Annotated in this window: 15 protein-coding genes; 7 read left to right on the top strand and 8 right to left on the bottom strand. The window is 58.1% G+C overall.

All coding sequences use genetic code 11. The features are described from left to right. The first annotated feature begins 33 nt into the window (after positions 1–33). Complete coding sequence (locus GGQ73_RS10375; protein WP_174153980.1) at positions 34–672, top strand: 2-dehydro-3-deoxy-phosphogluconate aldolase; 639 nt, start codon at positions 34–36, stop codon at positions 670–672. A gap of 96 nt (positions 673–768) precedes the next feature. Then, positions 769–1,470, top strand: coding sequence for a tellurite resistance TerB family protein (locus tag GGQ73_RS10370; protein WP_174153979.1), 702 nt, complete (start codon positions 769–771; stop codon positions 1,468–1,470). A gap of 68 nt (positions 1,471–1,538) precedes the next feature. Here GGQ73_RS10370 and GGQ73_RS10365 read toward each other — a convergent pair whose 3' ends face one another. After that, positions 1,539–2,105 (bottom strand): GNAT family N-acetyltransferase, encoded by a 567-nt coding sequence (locus GGQ73_RS10365; RefSeq protein WP_183896035.1) that lies wholly within the window; start codon positions 2,103–2,105, stop codon positions 1,539–1,541. A gap of 279 nt (positions 2,106–2,384) precedes the next feature. Beyond that, positions 2,385–3,518 (bottom strand): ornithine/lysine decarboxylase, encoded by a 1,134-nt coding sequence (gene odc2 / locus GGQ73_RS10360; protein WP_174153977.1) that lies wholly within the window; start codon positions 3,516–3,518, stop codon positions 2,385–2,387. Positions 3,519–4,060: 542 nt separating this feature from the next. Between odc2 and GGQ73_RS10355 the strand changes: the two genes are divergently transcribed. From GGQ73_RS10355 to GGQ73_RS10335, 5 genes are all read left to right on the top strand, one after another. Further along, positions 4,061–4,954, top strand: coding sequence for a LysR family transcriptional regulator (locus tag GGQ73_RS10355; RefSeq protein ID WP_174153976.1), 894 nt, complete (start codon positions 4,061–4,063; stop codon positions 4,952–4,954). A gap of 93 nt (positions 4,955–5,047) precedes the next feature. Next, positions 5,048–5,695, top strand: a complete 648-nt coding sequence (locus GGQ73_RS10350; RefSeq protein ID WP_183896033.1) for a DUF1007 family protein — start codon at positions 5,048–5,050, stop codon at positions 5,693–5,695. Continuing rightward, positions 5,689–6,792 carry a nickel/cobalt transporter gene (locus GGQ73_RS10345; protein WP_183896031.1) on the top strand — a complete coding sequence of 368 codons (1,104 nt, stop codon included), beginning with the start codon at positions 5,689–5,691 and terminating at the stop codon, positions 6,790–6,792. The genes GGQ73_RS10350 and GGQ73_RS10345 overlap by 7 nt, the downstream gene beginning before the upstream one ends. Positions 6,793–6,880: 88 nt before the next feature. Then, the gene (locus GGQ73_RS10340; protein ID WP_183896030.1) at positions 6,881–7,396 is read left to right on the top strand and encodes a hypothetical protein; all 516 of its coding nucleotides are present in this window, start codon (positions 6,881–6,883) and stop codon (positions 7,394–7,396) included. Next, positions 7,396–7,941 (top strand): hypothetical protein, encoded by a 546-nt coding sequence (locus GGQ73_RS10335; RefSeq protein WP_183896028.1) that lies wholly within the window; start codon positions 7,396–7,398, stop codon positions 7,939–7,941. The genes GGQ73_RS10340 and GGQ73_RS10335 overlap by 1 nt, the downstream gene beginning before the upstream one ends. Here the strand turns inward: GGQ73_RS10335 and GGQ73_RS10330 are convergent, their stop codons facing one another. From GGQ73_RS10330 to GGQ73_RS10305, 6 genes are all read right to left on the bottom strand, one after another. Beyond that, complete coding sequence (locus GGQ73_RS10330; RefSeq protein ID WP_183896026.1) at positions 7,942–8,148, bottom strand: hypothetical protein; 207 nt, start codon at positions 8,146–8,148, stop codon at positions 7,942–7,944. Beyond that, a complete protein-coding gene (locus tag GGQ73_RS10325) occupies positions 8,145–8,828 on the bottom strand; it encodes a GNAT family N-acetyltransferase (protein ID WP_183896024.1) in 684 nt (227 codons plus the stop codon). The genes GGQ73_RS10330 and GGQ73_RS10325 overlap by 4 nt, the downstream gene beginning before the upstream one ends. A 101-nt stretch (positions 8,829–8,929) precedes the next feature. Further along, positions 8,930–10,738: a methyl-accepting chemotaxis protein gene (locus GGQ73_RS10320; protein ID WP_183896022.1), complete on the bottom strand. Its 1,809-nt coding sequence runs from the start codon at positions 10,736–10,738 to the stop codon at positions 8,930–8,932. A 701-nt stretch (positions 10,739–11,439) separates the two neighbouring features. Further along, positions 11,440–11,790, bottom strand: coding sequence for a VOC family protein (locus GGQ73_RS10315; protein WP_183896020.1), 351 nt, complete (start codon positions 11,788–11,790; stop codon positions 11,440–11,442). 124 nt (positions 11,791–11,914) lie between these two features. Continuing rightward, entirely contained in the window at positions 11,915–12,907 is a 993-nt protein-coding gene (locus GGQ73_RS10310) for a WD40 repeat domain-containing protein (protein ID WP_183896018.1), read from the bottom strand. A gap of 208 nt (positions 12,908–13,115) precedes the next feature. Continuing rightward, positions 13,116–14,246 (bottom strand): CobW family GTP-binding protein, encoded by a 1,131-nt coding sequence (locus GGQ73_RS10305; RefSeq protein ID WP_183896016.1) that lies wholly within the window; start codon positions 14,244–14,246, stop codon positions 13,116–13,118. Positions 14,247–14,262: the final 16 nt, after the last annotated feature.

The raw sequence follows: 14,262 nt of genomic DNA, 5'->3' as shown, positions 1-14,262 counted from the left end.
CAATTCAATCGATTCAATAGAGGAGATACCGTCGTGGCCCAGGATTATGAAAAGCTGCTTTCCATCCTGAAACTCCAGCCGGTCGTGCCTGTTCTCATCGTCGAAGACGCAGCCTCTGCCGTGCCGCTTGCGCGTGCGCTGGTTGCCGGTGGCCTGAAGGCTATCGAAATCACCATGCGCACTCCGGCCGCTCTGGACGCGATCCGCGCGGTGGCCGATGAGGTCGAGGGTGCCCATGTGGGTGCCGGTACCATTCTCAACGGCAAGGATTTCGATGCCGCCGTCAAGGCAGGCTCCACCTTCATCGTCAGCCCCGGCGTCAACAAGAGCGTCATGGAAGCCGCCAAGGGTTCCAAGGTTCCGCTTTTGCCGGGTGCCGCGACCGCCAGCGAAGTCATGCATCTGCGTGACAAGGGCTACAAGGTTCTGAAATTCTTTCCCGCCGAACAGGCCGGGGGTGCGCCTTACCTGAAGGCACTGTCCTCACCGCTGGCGGACATCATGTTCTGCCCCACGGGCAGCGTATCGTTGAAGAACGCCAAGGATTATCTGTCACTGCCGAACGTCGTCTGCGTCGGCGGTTCCTGGGTTGCGCCGAAGGACCTCATCGCTGCCGGTGACTGGGACGGCATCACCAAACTGGCGGCCGAGGCTTTCGCTCTTCGCGGCTGACCCGGACGTGTTCACGACGGCGTGAACGTCACAGCCATTTGTATTCCGGGTTCGACTTCCTATCTCCTGCTTATATTCAACAAACAGGAGATCTGAATGTTCGACGCGAAAAAGCTTCTAGACCAGTTTCTGGGCTCCAACGTACCGGGCCTGTCGGGAAGCGTGCGGGACAAGGCCGGGATGGCCACCCAGATCGCGAAGAACAATCCGATGAAGGCCGGTGCCATTGCTGCTGCCATCTTCGGCACCAAGACAGGACGCAAGCTGGCGGGTAACGCCGCGGCCGTGGGCGGCATCGCAGCCATCGCCGGGCTTGGCTATCTCGCCTACAGGAATTACCAGTCTGGCCAGAAGCCACAGGCTATACAGCAACCTTTGCCGACGCAGGAACTGCTGCCGCCACCGGTCGATTCGCCCTTTCATCCGCAGTCTCCGACGCTTTCCAACAATTTTGCGCTGACGCTGGTGCAGGCCATGATTGCCGCCGCCAAGGCTGACGGCCATATCGATGCTGCCGAACGCGCGCGGATCATGGAAAAGTTGCAGGTTTCGGAACTGGACCGCGAGGCGGAAGCCTTCATCGAAAAGGAACTGGCCGACCCTCTGGATATCGACGCATTGGTATCGGCGGCGCAGACCGAAGAGCAAAAGGTCGAGATCTACACGGCCTCGCGCCTGACCATCGAACCCGACAGTCGTGCCGAGCGCGGCTATCTCGACCTGCTGGCGGGCCGCCTTGGCCTGCCGGATGCGCTGGTGGAGCATATCGAGGCGACGGTTTCGGCCGCAAAAGTCTGATCACGCGGGAGGGCTCGGCTTAGGCCGCAAGCCCTCTCTGCCCGTTCTTTGTGCTGCCTCTACCCTTCTCAGGAAAGCTTGCGACCGCTGGCGACCAGCATGCCGGCGGCGCCATCGAGCCAGCCCTTCTTCAGTTCCAACGCCAGAAAACGTGACCGCTCGAACGGGCCGGGAATGACGAGGTGCTGGGTTTGGTTGGCGAAGAAGCCGAAGCGCTCGTAGTAGGGGGCGTCGCCCACCAGCAGGATCGCGCCGTGGTCGCGCTTGGCCGCTTCAGTGATGGCCGCACGCATCAGGGCAGAGCCGATGCCCTTGCCCTCGTGGGAGCAATCGACAGCCAGCGGTCCAAGCAGAAGCGCAGAGACGGGCCGCCCCTCGCGGGTGACGCCTGCTTCGACATTCCACAGGCGAACGGTGCCGATCACGTGGCCATCGGCATCGCGGGCGACCAGTGCCAGGCCCTGCGCGGGGACACGACCAGCGCGCAGCTTCTCTGACGACTTGCGACGACGACCAGCGCCCATGACGCGGTCCAGAAGGTTTTCGCGGGCAACGGTATCGCCGGGATTTTCGGCATCGATATGAAATGTCTGTGGTGTGAAGAATGCACGTACAGAATTGAGAACAGCGGCCATCCCGGCCTCCCGTTACCAAGCCGCCCACGAAAGCGGCACCCTAAAGTAAAAGCATGTCGCGCAAAAGTGTTGAGCGGTTTTGCGATAACGACATGCGATAAACGAAAAATGTGAAACCGTTCCGACCCGCCAGACCACGCCTATCCTCGGCTGGGCAGAGGTGCGGCAAACTTTCCTTGCGCCCGAAGGCGGGCAGGGTTTGCGACTGAGCGTGGATGGCCAAGCCGGAACGGGAGGATCCTAAAGATTGACGCCTGCCCCCAGACAGGCGTCGCTCACTCAGATCACATAGGACTTCAGTGGCTCGAAGCCATTGAAAGCGACCGCCGAATAGGTGGTCGTGTAGGCGCCCGTGCCTTCGATCAGAACATCGTCGCCAATGGTCAGAGACACTGGCAGCGGGTACATGTTCTTCTCGTACAGCACATCGGCGCTGTCGCAGGTCGGGCCGGCCAGAACGCAAAGTTCCATCGCGTCTTCGTCCCGCTCCGTGCGGATCGGATAGCGAATGGCCTCGTCCATGGTTTCGGCCAGACCACCGAACTTGCCGATATCGAGGAACACCCAGCGGTGGTTGTCATTGTCGGACTTGCGCGACACAAGCACGACTTCCGCCTTGATGACGCCGGCATTGCCGACCATGCCGCGACCGGGCTCGATGATGGTGCGCGGAATCTGGTTGCCGAAGTGCTTGCGCAGCGCGGTGTCGATGGCATGGCCGTATTCTTCGGCAGCAGGCACGTCACGCAGGTACTTCGTCGGGAAGCCGCCGCCCATGTTGACCATCTGCAGGTGGATACCCTGCTTGGACAGCGAGGCGAAGACGCGCTTTGCATCGCCAAGGGCTGCATCCCACGCGTCGAGGTTCATCATCTGCGAACCGACGTGGAAGGACACACCGTAGGATTCCAGACCCAGCTGATGGGCATAGACCAGAACGTCGACAGCCATCTGCGGAACGCAGCCGAACTTGCGCGACAACGGCCACTCGGCGCCTTCGCCATCGGTCAGAACGCGGCAGAATACGCGGGCGCCAGGAGCTGCGCGGGCAACCTTTTCCACTTCTTCATGGCTGTCCACGGCGAAGAGATCGATGCCCAGCGCAAAGGCTCGCGCTACGTCGCGTTCCTTCTTGATGGTGTTGCCGTAGGAGATGCGGTCGGAGGTCGCGCCTGCGTCGAGCGCCATCTGGATTTCAGCCACGGAGGCGCAATCGAAGTTGGAGCCCATATCGGCGAGCAGCTTGAGAATCTCAGGAGCCGGGTTTGCCTTGACAGCATAATAGATCGCACTGTTTGGCAGAGCATGCCGGAACGCATGGAAATTATCGCGCACAACCTCAAGATCGACCACGAGGCATGGGCCTTCGGGGCGGCGTGTCTTGATGAAGTCAATGATGCGTGCAGTCGTCATCGTTGTATTCCCTAAAATGTTCCGGCTCTGGATGGAATCCAGAGGACAAAGGGCGCTCAAGATATGCAGAACGATCCGCCGGTGGAGACGCGGAATCAATTGCATACGCTCAAGGCGCAAATGTGAACAACGCCCTGCCAAGAGCATTATTCGGCTTTGTCTGCCATGGGATTGGCGGGAATCATCCCCAACCGCACTTACGGCAATGATGGTGTGCCTCTTTAGTACCCCGGCTGATGGAAAGCCGGCAGAGAACCAGAAAGGCCCGCACCGTCGTTGCTTCATATGTCCTCGCATTTCCCGGTTGGCCGGAATAGCGACTGGAGGGGTTAATTCCAGGTACCTTACCGAACTCCTCACCACATCGAGGGTCCGGCGGACACACATGGGCACGTGCGACTTTGGGCAACCGGGAGATAAGAATATTCGCAGTCATAATCAAGGGAAATTTTCATCATCTTGCGGATTTTTTCGGCAGGTCATTTTATTCTTGAACGCTAAAGGTCGATCGTTCAACTATATGGAACAAGCTGGAGTCTTTGATGGACACTCTCACCCGTATCCGGGCCTTTATCGATGTTGTCGAAGCGGAAGGATTTTCCGCCGCCGCCCGCAAGACAGGGCGGTCCAAGGCGCTGTTGTCCAAATATGTCCGCGAGCTGGAAGATGATCTCGGTGCGCTGCTTTTGAACCGTACAACACGGCAGTTTTCCATGACCGAGGCGGGACATACCTATTATCGCACCGCAGCCGACATCCTAAAGGAGATCGACAATCTCGCCGACCTGGTGCGCGAAAACAATGCGGACTTGAAAGGCAAGCTGCGGCTTTCGGTGCCCCGTACCTTCATCGATGCCGATATTGGCCAGAGCCTGATCGATTTTGCCAAGGAAAACCCGGAGCTTTCGCTGGAGATTGTCGCCGAAGATCGATTTGTCGATCTGATCGAGGAAAACTTCGATATGGCGATCCGCATCACCAAGCTCGAAGATTCCGGCATGATTGCCAAGAAGCTCGCCGATTTTCGAGTCTATGCTGTGGCCACCCCCGCATTTGTCGAGCAGTACGGTCCGCTGAATTCGCCACAGGATCTCGGCAAGGTGCCGTGCATCGTGGATACGAACTCCCGTTTCCACAATCATATCCGTTATTTCGAGCCCGGCGGCGGCACGAATTCGGTGGCAATTACCGGCCCCATCGAAGTCAACAGTCCGCAGGCGACGCTGCGTGCGGCCCGATCGGGCCTCGGTCTGGCGATCGTGCCGGATTTCATCGCCAAGCCCTATATACTCTCGGGCGAGCTCGTGACCCTGTTCGATGATTATATTTCGCGCGACCGTGGCATCTACGCGGTCTACCCGCATCGCCGTTATCTACCCGCCAAAGTACGCAGTTTCGTGGACTATCTGACCGGCTGGTTCAAAAAGAACATGTGAGCCTTGGTACGGTCCTGACCGAGGGGTCGAAATTCGGTCCCAATTTGCGCTAGGGTCGGGCAACAGATTCTTTCATCGGACAGACGGACATTCATGAAAAACGCGATTTTGCCACTGGCTGCATGCCTGGCCGCCTGTCTTGCCCCGGCTGCGGCCACGGCCCATCCGCATGTGTTTGCCGAAGCGCGGCTCGAAGTCATCGAGGGTGCTGACGGCAACGTGCAGGAAGTGCGCAACATCTGGCGTTTCGACGAAATGTTTTCATCCAGCGTCGTGCTCGACTACGACAAGAACAGCGATGCGAAGCTCGACAAGGAGGAGCTAGCGGAAATCGGCAAGACGGTGATCGAATCTCTGGCCGAGTTTTCCTACTACACCTTCCTTTCCGTCAACGGAAAGAGCGTCGATGTCGACAAGCCCGAAGCCATTCATGTCGATTACAAGGACAATCAGATCCTGATGTTCTTTTCCGTCAGGCCGAAGATGCCCATGCCGATCAAAGGCAAGCTATCATTCGGAGCGTGGGACCCGACCATGTACACGGCGATCGATTTTGCCAAGGACAGCGATATCGTGGTCAAGGGCGCGCATCTGGCGGCGTGCAAGCACACGGTGGTGCGTCCTAACCCCGATGAAATCATTGCCCAGAACCAGAACAATCTGACGGATGCCTTCTTCAACGATCCCACGGGCACGGATATGACCAAACTCTTTGCGACCCGGCTGGAGCTGACATGCTGAGGAAGTATTCCAGCCTCGTGATCGCATGCGGGCTGTTGGCCGCTGCCATGACCGTGGCCCATGCCCAATCTCCGCTGGGGATCGGGTCTGCCGAACCATCGATCTCGGTGGGTGGGCCGCTTGGTCCGTTCTTCCAGTGGATCAACGTGCACCAGCAAAGCTTCTACCGGGCGCTGACAGGGGCTTTGAAAGCGATGCGGGAAGACCCGTGGGCGCTGACATCGCTGATCGGGCTTTCCTTTGCCTATGGCGTCTTCCACGCGGCAGGCCCCGGCCACGGCAAGGCGGTCATCTCGTCTTACATGATCGCCAATGAAATCCAGCTCAGGCGCGGTATCCTCATTTCCTTCATCTCGGCATTGCTGCAGGGTGCCGTCGCCATCGCGCTGGTCGGTGCCGCCTATCTGGTCTTGCGCGGTACCTCCATCACCATGACCAAGGCCACCCAGGCCATGGAAATCGCCAGCTTCGCCATGGTCGCGCTGTTTGGCGCTTGGCTGTTGTTTCGCAAGCTGCGCAGCTTCTTGAGAGGTCGCGAGCCCGCTTCGGTTGTTGCCGTTCAACAGCCCGCTCCGGCACCCGCAATGGCGCTCAACTCCAGCCGCTTTTCCTCGGTCGAGGAGAAAGCAGGACCGGTCAGAACCGGTATGGGAACAGGCCTGCGGTTTCAGGGCCAACCGGTCTTTGCCGATCACGCCCCAAGCGGCAATGGCGAGATTTGCACCACCTGCGGGAACGCCCATGCGCCGGACCCGTCGCTTTTGCAATCGCGCGACTTCAGCTTGCAGGAGGCATGGTCGGCCATCATCGCCGTCGGCTTGCGCCCCTGTTCCGGCGCCATCATCGTCATGAGCTTCTCTGTGCTGAACGGCCTGCTGCTGGGCGGCATTCTCTCCGTGCTCGCCATGTCGCTCGGCACCGCCATCACCGTCACGGCTCTTGCAAGCCTTGCCGTCAAGGCCAAGGATATCGCCGTGCGCTACGCCGGTTCCGGCAGCACCAGAGCCATGCGGCTCGCCAACGGCATCGAGATTGCAGGCGCACTCGTCGTGCTGCTGATGGGCCTGGCCTTGCTTGGCGCTTCGCTTCAGGCGTAGCCCATGTTTTACGCTATCACTCTTGTCCGTTAAGCTCTAGGTTGTGCCTGAGTGAAGAGGCGAGGTGTCTGTGGTTAGCTAGGGCTCGGTGAAACAATATGCTTTCAAATTCGGCGCAATTGCCAGCACCGCGCTTGGCATTGTCTTGGGTTTATCCATTTTCGGTAAGAGTCTTCCCTTACCGGACTATGCAAAATTCTGGCTTTTGACGACGGTATGCTTGTGGACGGCCTTTGTTTTGGGCCTGATCGGCGATCATCTCCTATCCAGATTGATCAACGCGCCCATCTTTCCGAAATTCGGTTCCGCTATCAAAAAAGTCCGCTTTTCTCTCCAGCGTCGTTTGAAAAGAGACCGCACCGACGAGGAATATCGACGGATCGAGAATGGGCTATTTGTGCCAATAGTGCTGATAGTTTTAGTCGCGATGCTATTTCTCGTAGGGGAATGGACCGTGCAAGCTTTCATTGTCCTGTTGTTTCTCTGGTTAGCCAAAAGTGTTTTCACTGCCTTCAACGCAAGCACAAGATACGACGTTGGATCGTTGATTGGCTGGACGTTCTCGGGGTTCTCCCTCGCTCTGTTATTCGGATTTTTTTCTTGATGATGCGCGCATTGGGGAAGGCATTTGTTGCGAAACAAAACGTCGCAAGGTTCGGTGCGATTGCCAGCAAAGCGCTAGGGTTTGTTTTTGGGTACGCCTTTTTCGATGATACCTTTCAGCCCGTTTTCACCTATGGCAAACGGTGGCTGATCGTCGTTGGGTGTCTTGGCCTTGGCTTTCTTGTCGGTAAGGTCATCGAAAAATATATCCGCAAATTTTATCTGGCACCGATTTCATCCGACGATGGCGACGGCGCTTCGATTATGGACCAGCCCCCTCAACGAAGATTCGGGTTGGCGCGCAGCCGTGTCAAACGAGGGGCCGTGCTGGCCCTCATCATAACCGTTTATGCCTCTACCTTTATATTTGGCTCCGCGGCCCTCGTTTTCCTTCTCCTGCCATTTGCGTTCCTGGTTGCAGCAGATACCTATATTTCATTGAACGCGGCGGATCGACATGTCAGAGCGTCAGTTGTCAGCGAGCTGGTTTCGGGTACTTTCTGCGGCCTATTTACCGGATATGCGTTTCCGATATCGTCGCTTTAGTTAGCGGTTACGCCTTTGATACCGCGCCCGTAGCCAGAAGATCAGGAAGAAGGCCAGCACGGCCACTGTGTCGAAGATGGCGGCGACCCAGACTGAGTAGCGGTCGGCTAGCCAGAGCGTGATGGTCGGCATGAGGTAGAACAGCAGGCCGAAGCCCAGAACGATCGCGATGGCGGCAATGGCAGCCGATATGCTTTTGCCGGTCATGTGGACAGGCCTGCGCGAATGTCTTCGAGCTTCTGTTTCTGGAGGCCTTCGGGGCCAAAATTGTCCGGCGCGAGCCATGTTTCGAAGGCTTGTCTTAGCACCGGCCACTCGCCGTCGATCATCGAGAACCATGCGGTATCGCGATTGGCACCCTTGGACACCATGTGCTGGCGAAAGACGCCTTCGAACAGGAAGCCGTAGCGTTTGGCGGTGGCTTTTGAGGCTTCGTTTTCGTTGTGGCACTTCCATTCGTATCGGCGATAACCGAGGTCATCGAACACATGGCGTGCCATGAGGTAATGCGCTTCGGTTGCAAGGGCGGTGCGCTTCATCGCCGCGCCGTGCGCGACAGAGCCGACTTCCACCACGCCGTTCTTGGGATCGGGGCGCATATAGCTTGCCATGCCGACGACATCGCCCGTGGCATTTTCGATGAAGACGAGGGTGACCCAGCCGAACGCGGTCTGCGCGCCTTCGATCCAGTCGCCAAAGGCCTGCGAGTTCAAAAAGCCGTCCTGCGGGAAATATTTCAACAGGTCGTTGATGCCAAGACCACCCAGCGCGTTCCACAGCTTGTCGAGATGCTGTGCCCGCTCAAACGGCGCGGCCGTGACGAGACGACCTTCGAGCGTGACGGGTTGCGGGGCCGGACATCCCTTGAACTGGCTGAGATCGCGCATTCTTTTCCTCATAAAATGACGAAAAAGACTTACGGTAGGCGGGTGGTAAAGACAACAGGGGATTGGGTTCGGAGCATCCCCTGTTGTCTGCGAAAGTGGCATCAGGCAGCGCGGCGCGTGGTGTCGACCGGCTGCAGCCTGAACTGTCCGACCATGGCCGACAGCGAGGTGGTGGCTTCCGCAATCGTTTGGCTGACGGCGTTGGTTTCTTCCACCATCGCGGCATTCTGCTGGGTCATCTGGTCGAGCGAGTTGACGCTGCTTGAGATTTCCTGGAGGCCTGTGGACTGCTCGCGGGCGGCGGTTGCGACGCTGTCGATGTTGGTGTCGATGCGCGAAACGAAATCCTCGATATCGGTCAGCGCATTGCCGGTGGACTGAACAAGTCTGACGCCGCTTTCCACCTGCTCTCCGGATTTGCCGATGAGATCGCGGATTTCCTTCGATGCCTTGGCCGAGCGCTGCGCAAGCTCGCGCACTTCCTGTGCCACGACTGCAAAGCCCTTGCCAGCCTCGCCGGCGCGTGCGGCCTCGACACCGGCATTCAGCGCCAGAAGATTTGTCTGGAAGGCGATTTCGTCGATGACGCTGATGATGGACTTGATTTCGCCCGATGCGCTTTCGATGCGCTGCATGGCCGAGATCGCCTCGTTGACGACGCTTGAGGACTGGGTTGCGGAGCGGCGTGCTTCCTTGACCAGATCGCGTGTCTCGTTGACGCGCGCTGTCGATGTCTTGACTGTGGAGGCCACCTCTTCGAGGGCAGCGGCCGTCTCCTCCAGAGCTGCGGCCTGCTGTTCGGTGCGGCGCGCAAGATCGCTGGCGGCGCCATTCATCTGGTGTCCCTGACCGCGCAGATGATCGGCCTCGGCCAGGATTTGTCCGAGCGTTGACTGGAGATTGAGGACAGAGGCGTTGAAATCCTGGCGCAGGGTTTCGAATTTGGCGTCGAAACGGCGATCAAGCGTCTTGCTCAGGTCGCAATTGGACAGGTTGTTCAGGCCGCTTCCCAGTTCTTCGATGGCAAAGCGAAGCGCATCCGCTTCCGCCAGACGTTCCTTTTCGCGGTTTTCACGCTCTTCGTTGGCTGCCAGGCGCGATTGCTCGGCTTCGCTTTCAAGCTGGCGCTTGGCCAGACCCGCATCCCGGAAGATTGCCAGCGCGCGCGCCATGGCGCCGATTTCGTCATGACGATTGAGGTGCGGCGGTGCTTCTTCGAGGTGGCCCTGGGCCATGTGGGTCATCGTCCGGGTGATCTGCGTGATCGGGGCGATGGCGCGGCGGCGAAGGAAGATGGTGGTTGCGATGGACAGGATGATGAGCAGGCCGCCCAGGATGTAGTTGGTATCTTGCAGGAAGGCGGTTTGTGCGGCAGCCTCGGTCTCCTTCGCCTTGCCATAGACGGTGCCCATGTCCACCAGTTGATTGACCGCATCCTCATGCGTGTGGAACGCCGTGCTGAGGTCGTTCAGTGAGGTGGTGATCCTGGCTGCGTCTGCCGATGCAAGTGCTGGAAGGGTGTCGGTTTCCAGAAGAGCCCAGAAGGCGTCGCCCTTGATGAGCACATCGTTTTGCAGCTTCTGTTTCAAGGTGTCCGGGAGCGTGGTTGTCTTCCAGTATTCGCGTCGCTCCTGATACTGACCTTTCAGTACCTTGATCCGATCGACATTCTTTGCCATCCGGTCCTGGTGAAGCGCGGCCTCGTTTGTTACGGCATAGGTCTCGATCAAATAGAGCGGCGGCGGCAGGATGTCTGCGATCAGATCCTTGCTATCGACGATTTCCTGATAGATCGGGCCGTTGACCTTCAGCTTGTCCAGCGCATATCCGCCGGTCAAAAGAGTGAGGATGACGCCGGTGGCCAAAGCGACGCCGGTTGCGGTGACGAGTGCGGAAATAGACAGTTTCATTGTGAAAGATCCAGAGACGGAGCGCATGGCTTGGGAGAATGAATTTTATGTATCGTCTGCCGAAAATCGGCGGCATTGAATGATTTCGAGCCACGCTGTCATACGGCAGCCTGTCGTGCTCCAGAGCACTGGTATGTATGCTGGCATAACGAGGCGGCTGATAAACAGTTCACCACAAGCTTTGCGGGGTCATATTTCACCATCAGATATTTATTTTTCATTAAGATGGTGAAATATCTAAATCATTGTTTTAATGTAGTTTTTTCTAAATTATATCTTTCTTCTGAATTTGAGTAAAAATGACCTGTCGCCTTTAAACTTTGGGTGACTTTTGGTGTCAGAAACTGCCGCTGAAGCGCGACGAAACGGCACTGCCGCGACAGGCGGCATCGCCATCCTAGACATCCATTCCGTGTGCGATTTTTCCAGGGAGGCCTCGTTTGCTTGCCATGAGCTTTCACGAGGCTGGTCTCAAGGGCCGTGACCGCACCGCCCAGCGTCGATCTTGGTGTCTGCAACGACAAAGACCGTGATTACAACGCGAAGAAGCATCGCCACGAGGGCAGCCTCTTAGCGTCTGATCGCCAATGCATGGCGTAGAAACGGGCCATTATCGGGTGAACCTGTGGCGGGCGGGGAGTTGAAAAGCTCCCCTTTTTTAAGGACGCCATGCCGATAGGATGAGGTGATCACATCGCCCTCTACGCCGTGTTCGACAATCGCAGGTAATATCCGTCCGGATCAACGACCCGAAAATCGGTGACACCCCATGGATGGGTGGCCAGATCACCGGAAATTGGCCATCCGCTCGCCTTTACCCGGTCGTATAGCGATTGCAGGTCATCGACCTCAATAACGATTTCAATCCCCCGACCGGCGCGTTCACCAGTCACCACTTTCGTTGGATGATCCTCTGGAAGAGAGTCATTCCTGTTCAGAGATAAACGAATATCGCCCTTCGAAAGAGGTGTGTAGCCGCCGTAACCCTCTAGGCCCGCGGTGAAATCAAGCACGCTCGTGTAAAAGCTTTTCGACCGGGCAATGTCCGCCACGAAAAGCTCAACGCATAATTTCGGCCTTTTGGTATCCATCGACGGTCTCCGAAATCGCAATAGGGGTAGCTGTACCTCGTAGCCTGCGAACGATCGCTGTTTCAACGAAATGACGATGGGGCGTTTACGCTGTGATATCCACGATGCCGCAATCGCCGGCTTCGGATGCAAATGCCAGCAGGTTGCCGTTGTTGCTCCAGTCCATGGAGGTGATGGCACCCTTGCCGGGGCGGCGCAGCAGCGCTTCCTTCTGGTCGGCGATGCGAACGCCCAGGATCATGCCATCGGCAAAACCAATGGCCAGCACTTCGTCCAGCGGATGGAACGCGACATGGGTTACCATGATGTTGGCGCGCGTGCCAAGCTCCAGCGGAGCCTTGCCCATCGGGCCATCCTTGCCGGAGAAGGGCCAGACGATGGCGGCCGGCGCGCCGGATGAAGCCAGCCACTTGCCCTTGTGCGACCAGGAGATGGATTTGACCTTGGCGGGATAGCCCGTCATGCGCATGTGGCGCGTTTCCATGCCGCCCTTGGTCGCTTCCATCTTCCAGCCGTGCAGGGCGTTTTCCTGCATGGTGGTGACGAGGAATTTGCCATCTGCCGAGAAGGTGACGCCGGTATGGGCACCCTTCCAGTCGAGATCGATCGGGTCGCCAGCGCTTGCCACCCAATGGAGCGTGACACCATTGTAGCGAGCGGCGGCGATGCGCAGACCTTTCGGTGCGAAGGCGATGGCCTCGACCGTACGTTCTTCCTTGAATTCCTTGACCGTGCTGTCACCCAGACGCACGAAGCTCGACTTGCCGACGCCATAGGCGATGGCGTTTTGGGGGCCGCCTGCGACGACGCTGATCCATTTGCGCGGCACATGCGCAAGCTCGGTGACGGAGCCATCATGGCCGATGCGCAGCACCTTGCCATCTTCGCCGCCGGTCAAAAGTGTTGCGCTGTGGGGATCGCGGATACAGGTGAGCAGGCCCTGATGCGCTTCAACGACCTTTTCGCCACCATCCAGCCGGTGAATATTGCCGGACGCGGTGGCAAAAAGTGGTACTTCGCCCAGAAAATGCGTCGCGACGACGTGGCCTTCAAGGTCAAGAGGAGCAACGGTGGGCATGGGTATCGGGTCTTTCCGTGATTTGTTTTTACTCGGTAGTGGAAAGAGCACCTTGATGGCGAATCCCTTTCCGTCGTCATGCTCGGGCCTGTCCCGAGCATCTTCTAAGGCTCGATTTTGGTGAGGTGGTTGATCCTCGGGACAAGCCCGAGGATGACGACGGAGAGGGTCGTGCCGGTTCCGTCCCACTCACCGCAGTGCAACTCAATCAGGCAGCGGCAACGCATGCGTTGAAGCTGTTTTCGAGCTTTTCGCGGTCCAGATCGCGGCCGATGAAGACGAGGCGGCTTTCGCGCTTCTCGCCGTCTTTCCATGGTCGCTGGTGATCACCTTCGATGATCATGTGCACGCCCTGAACGACATAGCGTTCGGCATCGTCCTTGAAGGCTATGATGCCCTTGAGGCGCAGGATTTTGGGGCCATCTGTCTGCGTGACCTTCTGAATCCACGGGAAGAAGCGGTCGGCATTCATCTCGCCACCGCGCAAGGACACGGACTGAACCGTCACATCATGGATAGGCGAGGGGGCGTGGTGGTGTCCGTGGTCATGGTGGTCGTGATCATGCCCGTGGCTATGGTCATGATCGTGATGATGGTGATCATGCCCATGGTCATGCCCATGATCATGACTGTGATCGTGGTCGCAATCGGGACCACAGACGTGGTCGTCATGGTCCTGCGCGAGGAAGTGCGGGTCGTTTTCCAGCGCGCGCTCCAGGTTGAACGCGCCCTGGTTGAGCACGTGGGCGAGATCGACGCCGGAGCGGCTGGTCTTGTGAATGCGAGCCGACGGGTTGATGGCGCGCACGACGTCCTCAATCACGGCCAATTCCTGCGGCGTGACGAGGTCCGTCTTGTTGATGACAACGACATCGGCAAAGGCGATCTGGTCTTCGGCTTCGCGGCTGTCTTTCAGGCGCAACGGCAGGTGCTTGGCATCCACCAGCGCAATGACGGCGTCGAGCTCTGTCTTGGCGCGCACATCGTCGTCCATGAAGAAGGTCTGTGCGACGGGGACAGGATCGGCAAGGCCGGTGGTTTCGACGATGATGCCGTCAAAGCGGCCCGGACGGCGCATCAGGCCTTCCACCACGCGGATGAGATCGCCGCGGACGGTACAGCAGACGCAGCCATTGTTCATCTCGTAGATTTCTTCGTCCGATTCGACGATGAGATCGTTATCGATGCCGATTTCGCCGAATTCATTGACGATGACGGCGTATTTCTTGCCGTGAGTTTCCGACAGGATGCGATTGAGAAGCGTGGTTTTGCCCGCGCCCAGGTAGCCCGTCAACACGGTAACGGGAATAGGCTTGATGGTTGGTGCTGCTTCGGTCATGAGAAACCTCTGAAGA

It is taken from the genome of Rhizobium skierniewicense (assembly GCF_014196515.1).
In the GTDB taxonomy this organism is placed as follows: Bacteria; Pseudomonadota; Alphaproteobacteria; order Rhizobiales; family Rhizobiaceae; genus Agrobacterium; species Agrobacterium skierniewicense.
Note: the sequence above shows the minus strand (reverse complement) of the source record. Positions and strands in the feature narration are given on the sequence as shown.

Excerpts from the sequence above, each read along its gene's own strand:
- GGQ73_RS10355 (WP_174153976.1), top strand. The coding sequence starts at position 4,061 with ATGGACACTCTCACCCGTATCCGGGCCTTTATCGATGTTGTCGAAGCG.
- GGQ73_RS10310 (WP_183896018.1), bottom strand. The coding sequence starts at position 12,907 with ATGCCCACCGTTGCTCCTCTTGACCTTGAAGGCCACGTCGTCGCGACG.
- GGQ73_RS10345 (WP_183896031.1), top strand. The coding sequence starts at position 5,689 with ATGCTGAGGAAGTATTCCAGCCTCGTGATCGCATGCGGGCTGTTGGCC.
- GGQ73_RS10350 (WP_183896033.1), top strand. The coding sequence starts at position 5,048 with ATGAAAAACGCGATTTTGCCACTGGCTGCATGCCTGGCCGCCTGTCTT.
- GGQ73_RS10335 (WP_183896028.1), top strand. The coding sequence starts at position 7,396 with ATGATGCGCGCATTGGGGAAGGCATTTGTTGCGAAACAAAACGTCGCA.
- GGQ73_RS10365 (WP_183896035.1), bottom strand. The coding sequence starts at position 2,105 with ATGGCCGCTGTTCTCAATTCTGTACGTGCATTCTTCACACCACAGACA.
- GGQ73_RS10325 (WP_183896024.1), bottom strand. The coding sequence starts at position 8,828 with ATGCGCGATCTCAGCCAGTTCAAGGGATGTCCGGCCCCGCAACCCGTC.
- GGQ73_RS10320 (WP_183896022.1), bottom strand. The coding sequence starts at position 10,738 with ATGAAACTGTCTATTTCCGCACTCGTCACCGCAACCGGCGTCGCTTTG.
- odc2 (WP_174153977.1), bottom strand. The coding sequence starts at position 3,518 with ATGACGACTGCACGCATCATTGACTTCATCAAGACACGCCGCCCCGAA.
- GGQ73_RS10305 (WP_183896016.1), bottom strand. The coding sequence starts at position 14,246 with ATGACCGAAGCAGCACCAACCATCAAGCCTATTCCCGTTACCGTGTTG.
- GGQ73_RS10330 (WP_183896026.1), bottom strand. The coding sequence starts at position 8,148 with ATGACCGGCAAAAGCATATCGGCTGCCATTGCCGCCATCGCGATCGTT.
- GGQ73_RS10370 (WP_174153979.1), top strand. The coding sequence starts at position 769 with ATGTTCGACGCGAAAAAGCTTCTAGACCAGTTTCTGGGCTCCAACGTA.